This is a genomic window from Enterococcus sp. AZ188 (assembly GCF_050544075.1).
Taxonomy (GTDB): Bacteria; Bacillota; Bacilli; order Lactobacillales; family Enterococcaceae; genus Enterococcus_D; species Enterococcus_D entomosocium.
Genome location: NZ_CP172943.1, coordinates 975,312 through 989,956 on the forward strand (window position 1 = coordinate 975,312; position 14,645 = coordinate 989,956).

General features: G+C 43.6%; 15 protein-coding genes. 8 read left to right on the forward strand and 7 right to left on the reverse strand.

The features are described from left to right. Nucleotides 1-95: 95 nt before the first annotated feature. From IGI86_RS04450 to IGI86_RS04475, 6 genes are all read right to left on the reverse strand, one after another. Nucleotides 96-641, reverse strand: coding sequence for a TIGR01440 family protein (locus IGI86_RS04450; RefSeq protein WP_176285398.1), 546 nt, complete (start codon nucleotides 639-641; stop codon nucleotides 96-98). A 5-nt stretch (nucleotides 642-646) separates the two neighbouring features. Next, entirely contained in the window at nucleotides 647-1,126 is a 480-nt protein-coding gene (locus IGI86_RS04455; protein WP_086332124.1) for an ECF transporter S component, read from the reverse strand. Then, a complete protein-coding gene (gene thiD / locus IGI86_RS04460; RefSeq protein ID WP_086299203.1) occupies nucleotides 1,123-1,911 on the reverse strand; it encodes a bifunctional hydroxymethylpyrimidine kinase/phosphomethylpyrimidine kinase in 789 nt (262 codons plus the stop codon). Before thiD ends, IGI86_RS04455 begins: the two co-directional genes overlap by 4 nt. Nucleotides 1,912-2,014: 103 nt before the next feature. Continuing rightward, a complete protein-coding gene (gene zwf / locus IGI86_RS04465; protein ID WP_008377369.1) occupies nucleotides 2,015-3,541 on the reverse strand; it encodes a glucose-6-phosphate dehydrogenase in 1,527 nt (508 codons plus the stop codon). 9 nt (nucleotides 3,542-3,550) lie between these two features. Continuing rightward, entirely contained in the window at nucleotides 3,551-4,198 is a 648-nt protein-coding gene (locus IGI86_RS04470) for a metal-dependent transcriptional regulator (protein WP_008377371.1), read from the reverse strand. Between the two features lie 142 nt (nucleotides 4,199-4,340). Next, nucleotides 4,341-5,576, reverse strand: coding sequence for an aminopeptidase (locus IGI86_RS04475; protein WP_005237260.1), 1,236 nt, complete (start codon nucleotides 5,574-5,576; stop codon nucleotides 4,341-4,343). Nucleotides 5,577-5,807: 231 nt separating this feature from the next. Between IGI86_RS04475 and IGI86_RS04480 the strand changes: the two genes are divergently transcribed. Beyond that, entirely contained in the window at nucleotides 5,808-6,383 is a 576-nt protein-coding gene (locus IGI86_RS04480; RefSeq protein ID WP_005228861.1) for a TetR/AcrR family transcriptional regulator, read from the forward strand. 54 nt (nucleotides 6,384-6,437) lie between these two features. On the opposite strand, the gene IGI86_RS04485 is transcribed toward IGI86_RS04480, so the two are convergent. Then, a complete protein-coding gene (locus tag IGI86_RS04485) occupies nucleotides 6,438-6,884 on the reverse strand; it encodes a flavodoxin (RefSeq protein WP_005237258.1) in 447 nt (148 codons plus the stop codon). Between the two features lie 176 nt (nucleotides 6,885-7,060). Here IGI86_RS04485 and map point away from each other — a divergent pair, with 176 nt between their 5' ends. From map to IGI86_RS04520, 7 genes are all read left to right on the forward strand, one after another. Next, nucleotides 7,061-7,825: a type I methionyl aminopeptidase gene (gene map, locus IGI86_RS04490; protein WP_086332125.1), complete on the forward strand. Its 765-nt coding sequence runs from the start codon at nucleotides 7,061-7,063 to the stop codon at nucleotides 7,823-7,825. A gap of 80 nt (nucleotides 7,826-7,905) precedes the next feature. Continuing rightward, a complete protein-coding gene (locus IGI86_RS04495) occupies nucleotides 7,906-8,829 on the forward strand; it encodes a YihY/virulence factor BrkB family protein (protein WP_005237256.1) in 924 nt (307 codons plus the stop codon). A 19-nt stretch (nucleotides 8,830-8,848) separates the two neighbouring features. Next, complete coding sequence (locus IGI86_RS04500; protein WP_086332126.1) at nucleotides 8,849-10,075, forward strand: glycosyltransferase family 4 protein; 1,227 nt, start codon at nucleotides 8,849-8,851, stop codon at nucleotides 10,073-10,075. Nucleotides 10,076-10,361: 286 nt separating this feature from the next. Further along, on the forward strand, nucleotides 10,362-11,348 hold the full coding sequence (locus tag IGI86_RS04505; RefSeq protein WP_061053870.1) for an aldose epimerase family protein: 987 nt from the start codon (nucleotides 10,362-10,364) through the stop codon (nucleotides 11,346-11,348). A gap of 141 nt (nucleotides 11,349-11,489) precedes the next feature. Then, nucleotides 11,490-11,936 carry a CopY/TcrY family copper transport repressor gene (locus IGI86_RS04510; protein ID WP_008377382.1) on the forward strand — a complete coding sequence of 149 codons (447 nt, stop codon included), beginning with the start codon at nucleotides 11,490-11,492 and terminating at the stop codon, nucleotides 11,934-11,936. Nucleotides 11,937-11,973: 37 nt separating this feature from the next. Then, nucleotides 11,974-12,183, forward strand: a complete 210-nt coding sequence (gene copZ / locus IGI86_RS04515) for a copper chaperone CopZ (protein ID WP_005237251.1) — start codon at nucleotides 11,974-11,976, stop codon at nucleotides 12,181-12,183. 118 nt (nucleotides 12,184-12,301) lie between these two features. Further along, nucleotides 12,302-14,626, forward strand: coding sequence for a heavy metal translocating P-type ATPase (locus tag IGI86_RS04520; RefSeq protein WP_430617770.1), 2,325 nt, complete (start codon nucleotides 12,302-12,304; stop codon nucleotides 14,624-14,626). Nucleotides 14,627-14,645: the final 19 nt, after the last annotated feature.

Here is a 14,645-nt window from a genome sequence, read left to right on the forward strand (position 1 = left end):
AGAGGCAATAGCAGGAACGTTGACACAAAAAAAGCACGCCGAAGCATGCTTTTTCCTTTTGAAGATGGTTTTTCGCTTATTATACGATTCGCTTATTATGCGTAATGAGCACGAGGACCACCGATATATTTGGGCCGTGATCCCAGAGCTGTGACATGGGCAGCGCCAAGGGTCTTGATAGAGGGACGGATCGGGATTTGAACATGTTTGACATGCATACCGATCGCTGTGTCGCCGATATCGATACCCGCTTTGGCCACAATGTGCTCCACTTCGATAGGCTCATCGAACAACTGGAAAGCCGCAACTGAGCAAGCCCCGCCTGCATGCAGCTGGGGCACTACTGCGACTTCTTCTAATTGATATAGTCGAGCCGTTTCACGCTCAACGGCTAAAGCCCGATTGAGGTGTTCACAGCCTTGAACGGCTAAATGAATATTTTTAGGACGCAAGATCGCTCGCAGTGTTTCGACGATGATCATGCCTACTTCTTGACTGGAATTTTTGCCAATCAAGCCGCCCACGACTTCACTTGTTGAACAGCCAAGGACAAAAAGATCGTTTTCACCAACGTTCGCTGTCGTAATGACTTCTTCAACGATCGTAGTTAAATCCGTTTTTAATTGATTGATATCTGTCATAAGAATCACCTTTCATTTAAAGAAAACTTTTTCGTGCGGCGCAAGGCATGGGTCAGCGGTAAAGCAACGATGCTGCCAAAGACCGTTTGGATCAAATTACTTGGAATCGAGGCGATCCCAGCGCCTAAACCGAATAGTAAAACTGTTGCTGCTGCGTAGCCGGCGATCATGATCAAGCTGCCGACAATGACGGCTGCTAGTGGCCGGTGGCTCATTCTGCCTACGATCCAGCCTTGTACACCATGAATCACGATGGAAAAGAAGGCCCATTCAGGGTAACCTGATAGAAAATCAATGATGCCGCCGCTCATTCCACCGACGAAGGCCCCGGCGCTAGGTCCGAACAAAAGGGCCGAGATATAGATCCCTGCTTCACATAAGGTCACAAAGCCCTTCGTTTGTGGAACAGGAATGATAAAGGTCAAAGAAAGTGCACAGGTAAGCGCCGTCAGCATAGCGATCATGGTTAGGTTTCTTACTTTCATAGGTGTTCCTCCTTTTTAAAATAGGCGAGCTGATTGACGTTGCCAGAGGTTCCTAAAGGCAGACCGTCTTCGATCCCTGCCCAAACAAATGCTTTTGCAGTTTGAACAGCTGTTTCCAATGAAGTGCCTTTGGCAAGTAAAGCGGCAATCGCCGATGAAAGGGTACACCCAGCACCGTTGGTAGTCGTTCGGGTACTTTTTTCTGCTTCGAAAACAGTATATTGCCCAGAGTGGTATAAAAGGTCGTAGGCTCTTTCTCCAGTTAGTCGACTGCCACCTTTGATCAGGATATTTGGGGCACCCAATGCATGGATTTTTTTCGCCGCGGTTTTCATTTCCGCCAACGTCGTAATGGTTTGACCAGAGAGGTGCTGAGCTTCGAGTAGATTAGGTGTTACTAATGCTGTGTAAGGAAACAATGAGATCAATCCTGCTTGATAGGAGTGGTTAAAGGCAGTATCTCCTTCTTTAAAGGCAAGAACTGGATCGAGCACGATCGGTCCGGTAAATGTTTGTAAAAAATCCCGCAGCAATTCAATGATGGCCGTTTGATGAAGCAGCCCGATTTTGATTGCATCTAGGGATACGGTCGAACGCAGCGAATCCAATTGTGCTCGGATCACAGGCTCAGGAAGATCATGGAACAAAAGATTATCGTTAATGGCGACAACACAGGTCAATAAGGCATGACCAAACACCCCGAATTCCTCAAATGTTTTCAAATCCGCCGTCATGCCGCCGCCTGCCAAACTGTCAAGACCGGCGATCGATAAGACTTGTTTCATCTATGCTGCTCCTTTCGTTTCTCATTTCTTTCTATTATAAACAGTTGGTAAAAAAGAAAAACGGCCAATTGGATGTTTTTTCCTCATCCAATTGACCAATTGCTTATTTTTCATTTAGTAAATCTCGCTCACGATACCATTCATCGGGGCGCCAGATCCATTCAAAACCATCGGCAGCTAAGAGATCATAGGCAGCTTGGGGTCCCATCGTTCCTGCGGCATAGTTTGGAAAATCAGGCGTTTCTTGGTCCCAAGCGTGACGGATCACATCAACGATGCGCCAAGATTGGGCAACTTCATCCCAATGGGTAAAGTTAGTGCCATCCCCGTTCAAAGCATCTAAAATCAATTTTTCGTAGGCTTCAGGGGTGTTTTCGACGATTTCAGTACTATTCCGATAATCGAGCTTCACTGGCAATGTCTCAAACCCTTGGCCAATTTCTTTTCCATTCAAGGAAAGAGAGAAGCCTTCTGTCGGTTGAATGTAGATTGTCAGCACATTCGGTGCCAAACTCTCGTTTTGCTTTTGTTCATTCAGGTCTTGCTTAAAGACATTGACAGGGACTTGTTTAAAGACAATGTTGATGCGAGTGCCTTTTTCCGTCAAGCGTTTCCCGGTTCGTACATAGAAAGGTACGCCGGACCAGCGGAAGTTGTCGATCAAGAATTTTCCAGCAACGAAGGTTTCAGTTGCCGATTCTTCATCGACATTGGCTTCTTCTCGGTAGCCAGCAAATTCCTTATCTTCTAATTGTCCTTTGGCGTATTGACCACGAACGAAGTGTTGTTTCACTTCTTCTTCGGAGTAAATACGGATCGCATTTAAGGCTTTGATTTTTTCCGTCCGTAATTCTTTTTCAGAAAAAGCCACTGGCGGTTCCATGGCTAATAAGGAAAGGATCTGCAGAATATGGTTTTGGACCATATCTTTCAAGGCACCGCTCTTATCATAATACCCACCGCGTTCTTCAACACCTAAGTTTTCTGCGATATTGATCTGAACATTGTCAATGTACCGATTGTTCCACATCGACTCAAAAATGTTATTGGCAAAACGAATCGCAGAAATGTTTTGGATCATTTCTTTTCCTAAATAATGATCGATCCGGTAGATTTCTTGCTCTGTAAAGACTTGATTGATCTCTTCATTCAATTCTTTTGCTGAGTCGTAGTCGCTTCCAAATGGTTTTTCGATGATCACCCGATGGTAGCCGTCAGTATCCAGCATTCCTTGGGATTTCAAGTGAGAAACGATCGTCCCAAAGAAATTAGGGGACATTGCTAAGTAAAAAATCTGATTGCCTTCTAAATGGTATTTCTGATCTAAGGTTTCCGCCAAATCCTTTAATGAATCATAATGACTCGTATCTGTTACATCATGTGATTGGTAGTAGAAATGAGAAGCGAATGTCTCTGCTTGCTCTTGTGAGTCGCTCAATTCTTTGATCGTACCTATCACTACTTCACGATAGTGTTCATCCGACCAAGGACGGCGAGCAGTACCGATGACTGCAAAATCTTCTTTCAAATCGCCTTTTTTGTACAACCGAAACAAAGAAGGGTATAGTTTGCGTTGGGCAAGGTCGCCCGTACCGCCAAAAATCGTAAAAAGGACCTTTTTTTCCATCATCTTCACTCCTTACAGTTTATCAACAAAAATCGTGCTGGCGGCTTTGTAGCTGACAGCAATTTCTTTTGTGTCATTTTTGATCGTAATCGGACCCTCGTATGCTGCCGCATCGATGATCTCGTATTCTTCATGAATATTCAATTGGATCGAAACAAGGTAATCCAGCAGTTCTCGTTCATCAAGGACACGGGCGATACGAATCTTGGTTCCTACCGGGTAGGAACTCATGGTGTTTTTTTCGCCTTCGTGAATGAGTTCTCCTTGTTCGGGGATCATGCCGCCATGTGGGCAATACCGAGGATGATCAAGGTAGGCTTCTAAGCGGCTCGCCAGTGTTTCCGAGGTGACGTGTTCTAAAACTTCTGCGTCATCATGAACTTCATTCCATGAGTAATGCAGGTGCTCCACAAGAAAGACTTCCCATAAACGATGCTTGCGGATCAGAGCACTTGCAGAAGCTAAACCAGTTTCAGTCAACTGTACCCCTTGATAAGGTGAATGTTCCACTAAGCCTTCTTTTAATAATTTTGAAATCATTTCACTTACTGAAGCTGCTGAGACGTCCAGACCTGACACGATTTGTTTGTTATTGATTTTCTTTTGGTCACCACCAAGCTCCAAGATGAGCTTTAAATAATCTTCACGATTTGGTGTCATCGGATCCATCCTCTCTTATCAAAGACTATCAAAGTAGATTTTATCAAAAAAGCCGGCTGATTACTACGAAAAAACCCGCCGGTTTCCAATATTCTATGTAAAAGAAGGCCGAGGGGAGCAACTCCACCTCAGCCTTTTTTTATTAAGCCCAGTCACCATTGCGAAAGACAGGAATCGTGGTGCCATCTTCTCTGATGCCATCGATGGACATTTGGTCAGAGCCAACCATGAAATCTACGTGGGTTTGGCTGCGGTTCAAACCAGCAGCTGCCAGTTCTTCTTCACTCATCTCAGTGCCGCCTTGCAAGCTGAAGGCATAAGCGGATCCTAAAGCCAAGTGGTTTGAGGCATTTTCATCGAACAACGTATTGAAGAAGATGATGCCGGATTGTGAGATAGGGGAAGGATCAGGAACTAATGCGACTTCACCTAAAGATTTTGCTCCTTCATCGATTGCTAGCAGTTTGCCTAACACTTCTTCGCCCTGTTCCGCAGAAAAGTCCACGACTTTGCCGTCTTTGAAGGTGAACTTCATCCCAGAGATGATGGTGCCTGCGTAGCTCAATGGTTTCGTACTTGAAATATAGCCATCGATGCGACGATTATCTGGGGCAGTAAAGACTTCTTCTGTTGGCATGTTCGCCATGAATTTTTCATTGCGGGTATTGTAACTGCCAGCACCTTCCCACAAGTGGTTTTTAGGCAAACCGATGATCAAATCGGTACCAGGTGCCGTATAGTGCAGAGCACTGAATTGTTCTTTGTTTAATTCTTCGGCTTTAACTTGCAAGGTTTCATCGTGTTTTTTCCAAGCTGCGACAGGATCTTCTTCATAGATACGCGTCGTTTTGAAAATTTGATCCCAAAGCTTGTCTTGTGCTTCTTCAGGGGAAGCATCAGGGAATACTTTTTGGGCCCAATCTTGACCAGCCGCCGCAACCACAGTCCAGCTGACTTTGTTGGCTTGTGTTGCTTGACGCAATTTCATCATCGCTTTACCAGAAGCTGCTTGGAAGGTTGCCACTCGGTCTGAGTCGACGCCCGCTAACGCATCTGGATTCGCGGAAACGACACTGATACGGCTGGCACCTTTTTCAACCCAGTCTTCCGTTTGATCAATTTTGTGCTGAGGAATCGTAGACAAACGATCTTCGGCCGCATGAGTAAGAAATTCTTTTTGGATCTCATCGTCGGTCCATTGGACGATTACTTCGTCTGCACCTAATTCATACGCTTTTTTCGTTAATAGACGAGCTAAAGGTGCTTGGTCCACGGCGATTTGGATGACGATCGTGTGCCCTTTTTGGACATTTACGCCAACTTCAGTGATCAGTTGGGCATATTTTTCAAGGTTCTGATTAAAGTTTGGTAAAACCATTAAAATTCCTCCATTTATTCTAAATTTATAACTGTCTTCATGATAGCACTAAGTATTTTTGAAAACAAACGAAAAAGTGAGCAAAAAAACAGTGGTCTTCAAATTGAAAAACTGGAAACACTAAGGGCAATAATTTTAAAAGTTTTTTTGCAAACTTAAAAAAACATGATACAATAAGTAAAAGGTATTTCTGAAAGCGATGTATAGCAGAATTAAGGAGATTAAAAAATTATGGCAAGAAAGAAAACTATTACTAGAGACCAGATTTTAAAAGCTGCCTATGAAGTTGTCGCAACCGAAGGATTTACACGTTTTACCGCACGCAATATCGCAGCGAAGATGAAATGTTCAACGCAACCGATCTACTTAGAATTTAAAAATATGGATGACTTAAAAAATGCATTGATCAATCAGATTTACGACTACTTAGCGACAGAAGTTTTTCCAGTTGAAAGACGGGGAGATGTCATCGTTGACTTAACGCTAAATTATATTGGCTTTGCAAATAAAGAAAAACGATTATACCGAGCGCTATACTTAGAAGAGCATGGTGGTGGGGATTCCATGCAACAGTTTTCATTTGACCTTTTTGTGAAATCAGTGAAAAAAGAACCAAAATATCAAGATCTATCTGATGTAAAATTACAATCTTTGCACACCGGTGTCTGGATCGTCGCTACTGGCTTAGCGGCATTGATGTCTTCGGGAATCATTCATCCGACAGAAGATCAGATTGCTAAGCTGATGACGGAAACCACCGATAATATTTTAGCAAGAGAAACACCCATCGATATCAGTTATCATTAAGCAAACAATAAACCTCCGGCAGAATCAAGTGATTTTGTCAGAGGTTTTCTTGTTTTATTCAGCGAATGCTTCTGCTAGTTTTTTGGCAAAGGCTTCTAAGTTTTGAATATCGTCTTCTTCTGCAGCCAAGTCAACTTTGACGCTGTCAGCTCCTTTTGTCGCACCAGTTTTGCTAAAGGCGGCTTCAAAGTCGTCAACCGATTTACAAAAGTCATCATAAAAAGTATCACCGGAGCCGCAGACTCCAAAGATTTTGCCGCTTAAATCAAGTTCTTGCAAATCTTCATAAAAATCGACGATCTCATCCGGTAGCTCCCCGTCTCCATATGTATACGTTGCGACGATACAGATATCGGCATCTTCAAAGTCATCTGCATCCACTTGGGTACACTCATTCATTTCTACTTCCATGTCAAGATTTTCAAGGGCTTCAGAAACGATATCCGCAATTTCTTCCGTATTCCCCGTCATGCTTGCATAGACGATTTTTGCTAAAGCCATGGGCTTTTTCCTCCAATCTCATTCCTATTCTCAAGGAAAACTCTCTTACAGATTATAGCAAATGCACGAAAGTTTGAAAACAAAACTTGAAAAACTCTTTACAATGTCTGTGAATTTTGTAAAATAAGGGATTTCTATGGTAAAATAAGAGGAATTTAATTAAGGGAGACGAGAACATGATTACATTAAAATCTGCCAGAGAAATTGACCGCATGGCCGAATCCGGCGCGCTGTTAGCAGATGTCCACAAACAATTACGCAGTTTCATCAAACCAGGTATCACGAGTTGGGATATCGAAGTGTTTGTCAGAGATTATATTGAAAGCCACGGCGGCATCGCTGCCCAAATTGGTTTTGAAGATTACAAATATGCCACTTGCTGCAGTATCAATGATGAGATTTGTCACGGATTTCCTCGAAAAAAACCATTGAAAGACGGCGATCTGATCAAAGTCGATATGTGTATTGATTTAAAAGGTGCCATTTCTGATTCTTGCTGGAGTTATGTCGTAGGGAACTCGACGCCTGAGATTGATCGATTAATGGAAGTAACCAAAAAAGCGTTGTATCTAGGAATCGAACAAGCGCAAGTGGGCAACCGAATCGGTGACATCGGTCATGCCATTCAAACCTATGCGGAAAAAGAAGGGTACGGGGTTGTGCGTGATTTCGTAGGACACGGCATTGGCCCAACGATCCATGAAAGTCCGATGATCCCTCACTACGGAGAAGCCGGCAAAGGGTTACGTTTAAAAGAAGGAATGGTTATTACCATCGAACCTATGATCAATACAGGGACGTGGAAAATGAAAATGGATTCTAATGGCTGGACCGCCTATACATTAGATGGCGGCTTAAGCTGCCAATATGAACATAGTTTGGCGATCACCAAAGATGGTCCGAGAATTTTAACTTCTCAAGGAGAAGAAGGAACCTACTAAATTTTGGTGGTAGGAGACTTCTGATTGTTATGTATGACAAAGAAAAAAAAGGCAGATGATTCGCTGGCGGAGGAAGAAACATGAAAATCGTTGATAAAGTAAAAAGCAATCAAAAGCTGATGCGTTTCATCGAAACGACGCAAAATAGAATAACTGATTCAGAAATGGGGACCACTTCGGTCGTCGTGGCCTACTATTTATTGCTTTCACTTTTCCCGTTAATGATTGCGCTGGGGAATCTTTTGCCTTATTTATCAATTGATCCGAACACGGTTTTATCTTATGTACAGGAATTGATCCCGAATCAAATCTATGATTTTATCGGCCCAGCGATCGAAAATCTCCTCACCACAAGCTCTGGTGGATTGTTGTCGATCTCCGCTTTAGCGGCGTTGTGGTCCGCGAGTCAAAGTATCAATGCCTTGCAAATTGCGATGAACAAAGCCTTCGGTGTGGACCAGCGTTCCAATTTTATCGTGGTGCGCGCAGTATCATTTGTGATCATCCTGCTCTTTATGATTGCGATCGTTGGGGTTACGATGGTATTTGGGCTTGGAAAAATCATTCTTGATTTTTTGCAGCCGATTTTTAAGTTTCAAGACAATCTGATCGATACGTTCCAAACAGTCAAATGGCCAGTCACGATCGTTGCTTTGCTGTTTATCATGATGCTGATCTATTGGTTAGTGCCTAATGCAAAGGTCAAGTTGCGTTCGACTTTGCCGGGGGCGATCTTTGCAACGATTGGCTGGATGTTGCTGTCACAAGTGTTTGGCTTATACGCCCGTTACTTTGCTGCGAAAATCATTGGCTATCAAATTATTGGAAGTTTTATTGTTTTAATGATCTGGTTGAATCTTGCTGCGACGATTATTATCTTGGGTGGAATCATCAACGCAGTGGTAGAAGAGTATGTATCAGGACAAGAGATCAAAGAACGAACAGATCCTGTTCAGCGGATTTCTTCGAAAATCGAAGATACATTTACCAATAAAGAGAAATAACGGAAAGCGAGAATAAACGATGGATTTTGCATTCAAATTTGTAATGCGCTTATTTATAACAATGATCGTGTCTTTAATCCTAACACCGATCATTAAATTGATCTCTTTTAAGATCGGCGCAGTCGATCGACCAGGAGATCGCCGAATCAATACCAAAACAATGCCGACCGCAGGGGGATTAAGCATCTTCCTCTCCTTCTCTTTTGCATTGCTTTGGGAATTTCGCGCAATGATTCCCTTTGACTACGTCTGGCCGATGCTTTTAGGGGCAGCTATCGTCGTAGTTACTGGATTATTGGATGATATCTTCGAGTTGACTCCTATGCAAAAAACGCTAGGCTTGACGTTAGCGGCTTTGGAGATCTATTTTGTTGCCGGCATCAAAATCAGTACGGTTTCGATCCCTTATCTGGGGGTTTTTGATTTGGGCTGGCTTGGATTGCCTATGACGATCTTGTGGATTTTGGCGATCACAAATGCGGTCAACTTGATTGATGGTTTGGACGGTCTAGCGAGTGGGGTCTCCATTATCAGTCTGACGACCATTGGGATCATCAGTTATTTCTTTTTACCAAATTCAGTTGAAGTACCAATGGTGATCTTTACATTAATTGCCGCAATCGTTGGTTTTTTTCCTTACAATTTTTATCCAGCTACGATTTTTTTAGGGGATACTGGGGCACTTTTTCTAGGTTTTATGATCTCCGTCTTATCGTTGCAAGGGTTAAAAAATGCGACCTTCATTACAGTGATCACCCCGATGTTGATTTTAGGGGTACCGATCACTGATACCGTCTATGCCATGATTCGTAGAAAATTCAATAAGCAAAAGATCTCATCAGCGGATAAAATGCACTTGCATCACCGCTTACTTTCCTTAGGGTTTACCCATCGAGGAACAGTTTTGACGATCTATGCCTTGGCAATGGTATTTTCATTTATTGCATTATTGATGAATTATGCCAGCAACACAGCAATCATTTTACTGATCATCAGTACAGGCTTCGGCATTGAATTGTTTATCGAATTGATTGGTTTGGTTGGAGAAAATCGTCAACCATTGATGTGCGCACTGAAATTCCTTGGAAACCGTCGATTCAGGCAAAAAGTCCTCATGGCACGTGCGGAAAAAAGACAAGACAAGCAAGAAGAGGAAAGCGAGGATTTGGATTTGGCTTCCAGTGCTTCTCAAATCAAAGAAAAGCGACGAAAGAGAAAACATTACCAAGCAAAACACAAAAAATAAACGATACAATTGCGGCATAGGAGCCCAACAGGCGAAGCGAATGTGATTGATTATTGAAGAAAAGACAGGAGCAGCCAGCGCTTCTCCTAGTACTTTCTCTCACGATCAGCTGACCATGATTCAATCAACCAGTTGGGCATTCTTGCCGCTTTTTATTTGTGTGAAAACGGCCCGGCATAAAATGAATGCCTACTGAATCCGTCCGTCTTGAATTGACGGATCTAGCCCTTAACGGCTATACTTAAAAAGAGTAGCAGACTAAACAAAGAAAGAAGGATATGAACGAATGCCAAATGTGAAACAAACGACCTCAGAAAAAATGGGAACGATTTATGAGCTTTCCAATGATAGCGGTACCATCGTAAGGCTGAGTCCCGAAGGCGCACGCTTATTGGATTGGGTCGTTCCAGTAGAAGAAGGCCGCGACATTGTGGTCGGTTATGATACGATCGAAGGACATCGCCAAGCACGCTATTATGGTGCAACGATCGGTCCAGTAGCGGGAAGGATCGCAGGTACCCGCTTTGAGGTTGAGGGGCAAGAATACCAAACGGAGGACAATGATGGCGGCAATACGCTTCATGGTGGTTCAAAGGGGCTTGACACGGATATCTGGATCGCTGAAACTTTTGAGGAAGCAGACAGAGCCGGCGTGATTTTTACTACCTCACGACAAGATGGCGACGGCGGCTTTCCAGGAAATGTTCGTTATCAAGTCACCTATACGTTGACTAATGACAATGAACTATTGCTTGCATATGACGCTAACACAGACAAAGCGACTTTATTTAACCCAACGAACCACGGTTATTTCAATTTGACAGGTGATACCCAACAGCCGATCGATGACCACTTGGTTCAAATCAATGCCGAACATGTGGCTGAAACGAACGATGACGTGACGACCACCGGTGAAAAAACGCCTGTCGCAGGCACAAAGTTTGATTTTAGACAAGAACGCCCAATGGGAACGACCATGTTGGATGATCCATTCTTATTGGATCATGAGCAAGAGTGGGATCTGAAAGTAACCAGTCCCGATCAAAAAGTGCAGCTGACTGTAACTACTGACCGTCCTGCTGTTGTTATTTACACAACAGGTGAGGGAGAAGCTGGGGCCCCAATGAAGACCGGTCCTTTTGCCAAACATGGCGGGATGGCGATCGAAACACAAGGTGTTCCTGGCTCTGAGAAATTCACCCACTTTGGTGAGATCGTGCTGCGCCCAGAAGAACCCTTCCACTCTGTGACGACGTATCAGGTCCACTTTTAAACGTTGGAACCAAACCATTTTTAACGAAATAGAAAAAAGCATTGCCAAAATGCAGAAAGTTTGGCGATGCTTTTTTTTGACAAAATACGATTACAGATGTAAACTTAAAAATGTGAATCAGTTATGAAAGGAAGTGGACAAATGCAATCAGTGGTCGAACCAATCAAAATCAGCGATTCTGAATGGGAAGTCATGCGTGTGATTTGGACATTGGGACAATCCGATGCGAAAGAGATCACCGCTTTGTTAAGCGAAAATAAAAATTGGAAAGCAGCGACAGTCAAAACGCTTTTAGGACGACTTGTTAAAAAAGGCGTATTGAAAACAGAAAGCCAAGGGAAAAAGTTTGTTTACTCGCCACTTGTTTCAGAAGAAGCCACTGTTCGCAGTGCAGCTGAGAATCTTTTTTCTCATATTTGTGCCAAAAAAGTCGGACAAACATTAGCAGAAATGATCCAAGAAGCAGCATTGACGGCAGAAGATTTGGCGATGCTCCAAGCAGCAGTCGACCAAAAAGTGCCAGTAGCAGCGATTTCGTGTAATTGTATTCCTGGTCAGTGCCAATGCAAAACCCATGCAACAAAATAAGTAGCCAACAAACTGTTAAAAGAAATGAGGAATAGTAATGAAAAAAAATATGCAAATCAGCGGAATGAATTGCGCCCATTGTGCCGCAAAAGTTGAAAAAGCCTTAAATGAAGTACCGGGTGTGAAAAAAGCTAAAGTCGACTTGAAAAAAGCTCGTGGGACGGTCAAATTTGACGAGTCGCAAGTGACAGAAACAGCCTTAATCAGTGCAATAACTGAAGCTGGTTATCAAGGTGTTTTTGAATAAGCGATGCAAACGCTAAAGTGATAAGGAGAAAAATCTAGAAAGTCCAGCCGCTTGAAGCTTTTGTATGAAGGCGCAAGACTGTACGGATATTCAGTGAAATAGGAAGGGGATTACTAGGATGAATCAGAAAAAAACGTCACCTGCAGACAATCGTCAGACGTCAAGCCATCATAGGCATGAACCTAGGAATGAGCAGGATAATAAAGGGCAAGAAGGACTCACACACCCACAGGCGGAGGAAGTCCCTGAGCCCCGAAGCCATGAGATGAATGGGGTGGATCATCAAGGGGCGACATCAAAACTGCAGGAGCATGAAAGCGCCGATAGTAACCATGCTCACATGGATCATGAGGTTTCCAGTATGGACCATAGCCACATGGATCATGAGATGTCTGGCATGGATCATAGCCACATGGATCATGAGATGTCTGGCATGGATCACAGTCATATGGATCATGAGATGTCTGGTATGGATCATAGTATGCATATGGGAAATTTTAAGCAAAAGTTTTGGCTATCCTTGGTTTTGGCGATTCCAATCGTCATTTTATCACCAATGATGGGTATCGAATTGCCCTTTCAGTTCACGTTTCCCGGCTCAGATTGGGTTGTATTGATTTTAGGAACGATCCTGTTTTTCTATGGGGGGCAACCGTTTTTAAGTGGTGCAAAAATGGAATTGAAACAAAAAAGCCCAGCCATGATGACTTTGATTGCTATGGGGATTACGGTTTCTTATTTTTATAGTCTTTACGCGTTTATCGCTAATCATTTTCTTGCTGTTCCTCATGTAATGGATTTCTTCTGGGAACTAGCGACTCTGATCGTGATCATGTTGTTGGGGCATTGGATCGAGATGAATGCCGTTTCTAATGCCGGCAATGCATTACAGAAATTAGCAGAACTGTTGCCAAAAGAAGTGATTCGGAAAAATGCAGATGGATCAGAAGAACAGATTCCATTAGAAGAAGTGACCAACAAAACACAGCTGATCGTTCGCTCAGGAGATAAGATTCCTACAGACGGAACGATTCTTGAAGGGGAAACAACGATCGATGAGTCGGCAGTTACCGGTGAATCCAGACGGGTACCTAAAACCATCGGCAGTACTGTCATTGGAGGATCTGTCAACGGCAATGGTACTATTACGATGGAAGTCACAGGGACTGGCGAAGACAGCTATTTGGCAAAAGTCATGGAAATGGTACGAAAAGCCCAAGCTGATAAATCCCGCTTAGAAGCACTTTCGGACAAAGTGGCGAAATGGTTGTTCTATATCGCCTTAGTTGCTGGTGTTTTGGCCTTTGCTGTATGGCTGTTTGTTGCTGACCTACCGACTGCTCTTGATCGAATGGTCACGGTATTCGTCATTGCCTGTCCCCATGCGTTAGGCCTAGCGATTCCCCTCGTCGTGGCTCGTTCAACATCGATCGCTGCCAAAAACGGCTTGCTCTTAAAAAATCGCAACGCACTGGAGAATGCGCATCATGTTGATTATCTGATCCTCGATAAGACCGGTACGTTAACAGAAGGAACGTTTACCGTAACTGGCATCGAGGCGACAGGCAGCCTTTCTGCATCAGAAGTACTAGCTTACCTAGCAGGTCTTGAGAAAACCGCCAATCATCCGATCGCAGAAGGCATTTTGGCCCAAGCAGAAAAGGAAAACATCACAGCCAAAAAGGCGACTGATGTTCAAACAAGGACGGGTATTGGTCTGGAAGGCGTAATCGATGGACAGAAGTGGTTGATCGTCAATCAAAAAGGATTGGAGCAATTTACCATCCAGTATCAAGGGAAATCCTTGAAAAATTATCAAGAGCAGGGCAATACCATTAGTTATTTGGTTCATGACGGCAAAGTGGAAGGAATCGTCGCATTAGGGGATAAGGTGAAACCAGAAGCGAGTCAATTTATTCAAAAAGTGAAAGACTTAGGCATCACGCCAGTTATGGCTACTGGGGACAACCAAGAAGCGGCGCAAACCGTAGCCGATTACCTAGGAATCGAAGCCTTCCATGCGGCAATGTTACCAGACGATAAAGAACGTCTAGTCAGTGACTATGTCAAAGAGGGCAAGCGCGTCGTAATGGTAGGCGATGGGATCAATGACGCCCCAAGTCTTGCAAGAGCGACGATCGGGATTGCGATCGGAGCTGGAACCGATGTAGCGATCGATTCAGCCGATGTCGTTTTGACGAATAGCGAACCTCAAGACATCTTGCACTTCTTGACTTTGGCGAAAAAAACAAGGCGCAAGATGATTCAAAATCTCTGGTGGGGCGCAGGATACAATATTTTTGCTATTCCTTTGGCAGCTGGCGTGCTCGCACCAATCGGGATCATTTTGAACCCAGCAGTCGGAGCTGTCTTGATGTCTATGAGTACGATCATCGTTGCCATCAATGCAATGACCTTATCAATCGAAAAAAGCGGCGATTAGCCGCTTTTTTGTTTCTTTT

Bases quoted from the DNA above. Each gene is read 5' to 3' on its own strand.
- IGI86_RS04500 (WP_086332126.1), top strand. From the start codon at position 8,849: ATGGATTTTGCATTCAAATTTGTAATGCGCTTATTTATAACAATGATC.
- map (WP_086332125.1), top strand. From the start codon at position 7,061: ATGATTACATTAAAATCTGCCAGAGAAATTGACCGCATGGCCGAATCC.
- IGI86_RS04505 (WP_061053870.1), top strand. From the start codon at position 10,362: ATGCCAAATGTGAAACAAACGACCTCAGAAAAAATGGGAACGATTTAT.
- IGI86_RS04455 (WP_086332124.1), bottom strand. From the start codon at position 1,126: ATGAAAGTAAGAAACCTAACCATGATCGCTATGCTGACGGCGCTTACC.
- thiD (WP_086299203.1), bottom strand. From the start codon at position 1,911: ATGAAACAAGTCTTATCGATCGCCGGTCTTGACAGTTTGGCAGGCGGC.
- IGI86_RS04470 (WP_008377371.1), bottom strand. From the start codon at position 4,198: ATGACACCAAATCGTGAAGATTATTTAAAGCTCATCTTGGAGCTTGGT.
- IGI86_RS04450 (WP_176285398.1), bottom strand. From the start codon at position 641: ATGACAGATATCAATCAATTAAAAACGGATTTAACTACGATCGTTGAA.
- zwf (WP_008377369.1), bottom strand. From the start codon at position 3,541: ATGATGGAAAAAAAGGTCCTTTTTACGATTTTTGGCGGTACGGGCGAC.
- IGI86_RS04520 (WP_430617770.1), top strand. From the start codon at position 12,302: ATGAATCAGAAAAAAACGTCACCTGCAGACAATCGTCAGACGTCAAGC.
- IGI86_RS04510 (WP_008377382.1), top strand. From the start codon at position 11,490: ATGCAATCAGTGGTCGAACCAATCAAAATCAGCGATTCTGAATGGGAA.
- IGI86_RS04485 (WP_005237258.1), bottom strand. From the start codon at position 6,884: ATGGCTTTAGCAAAAATCGTCTATGCAAGCATGACGGGGAATACGGAA.
- copZ (WP_005237251.1), top strand. From the start codon at position 11,974: ATGAAAAAAAATATGCAAATCAGCGGAATGAATTGCGCCCATTGTGCC.
- IGI86_RS04475 (WP_005237260.1), bottom strand. From the start codon at position 5,576: ATGGTTTTACCAAACTTTAATCAGAACCTTGAAAAATATGCCCAACTG.
- IGI86_RS04480 (WP_005228861.1), top strand. From the start codon at position 5,808: ATGGCAAGAAAGAAAACTATTACTAGAGACCAGATTTTAAAAGCTGCC.
- IGI86_RS04495 (WP_005237256.1), top strand. From the start codon at position 7,906: ATGAAAATCGTTGATAAAGTAAAAAGCAATCAAAAGCTGATGCGTTTC.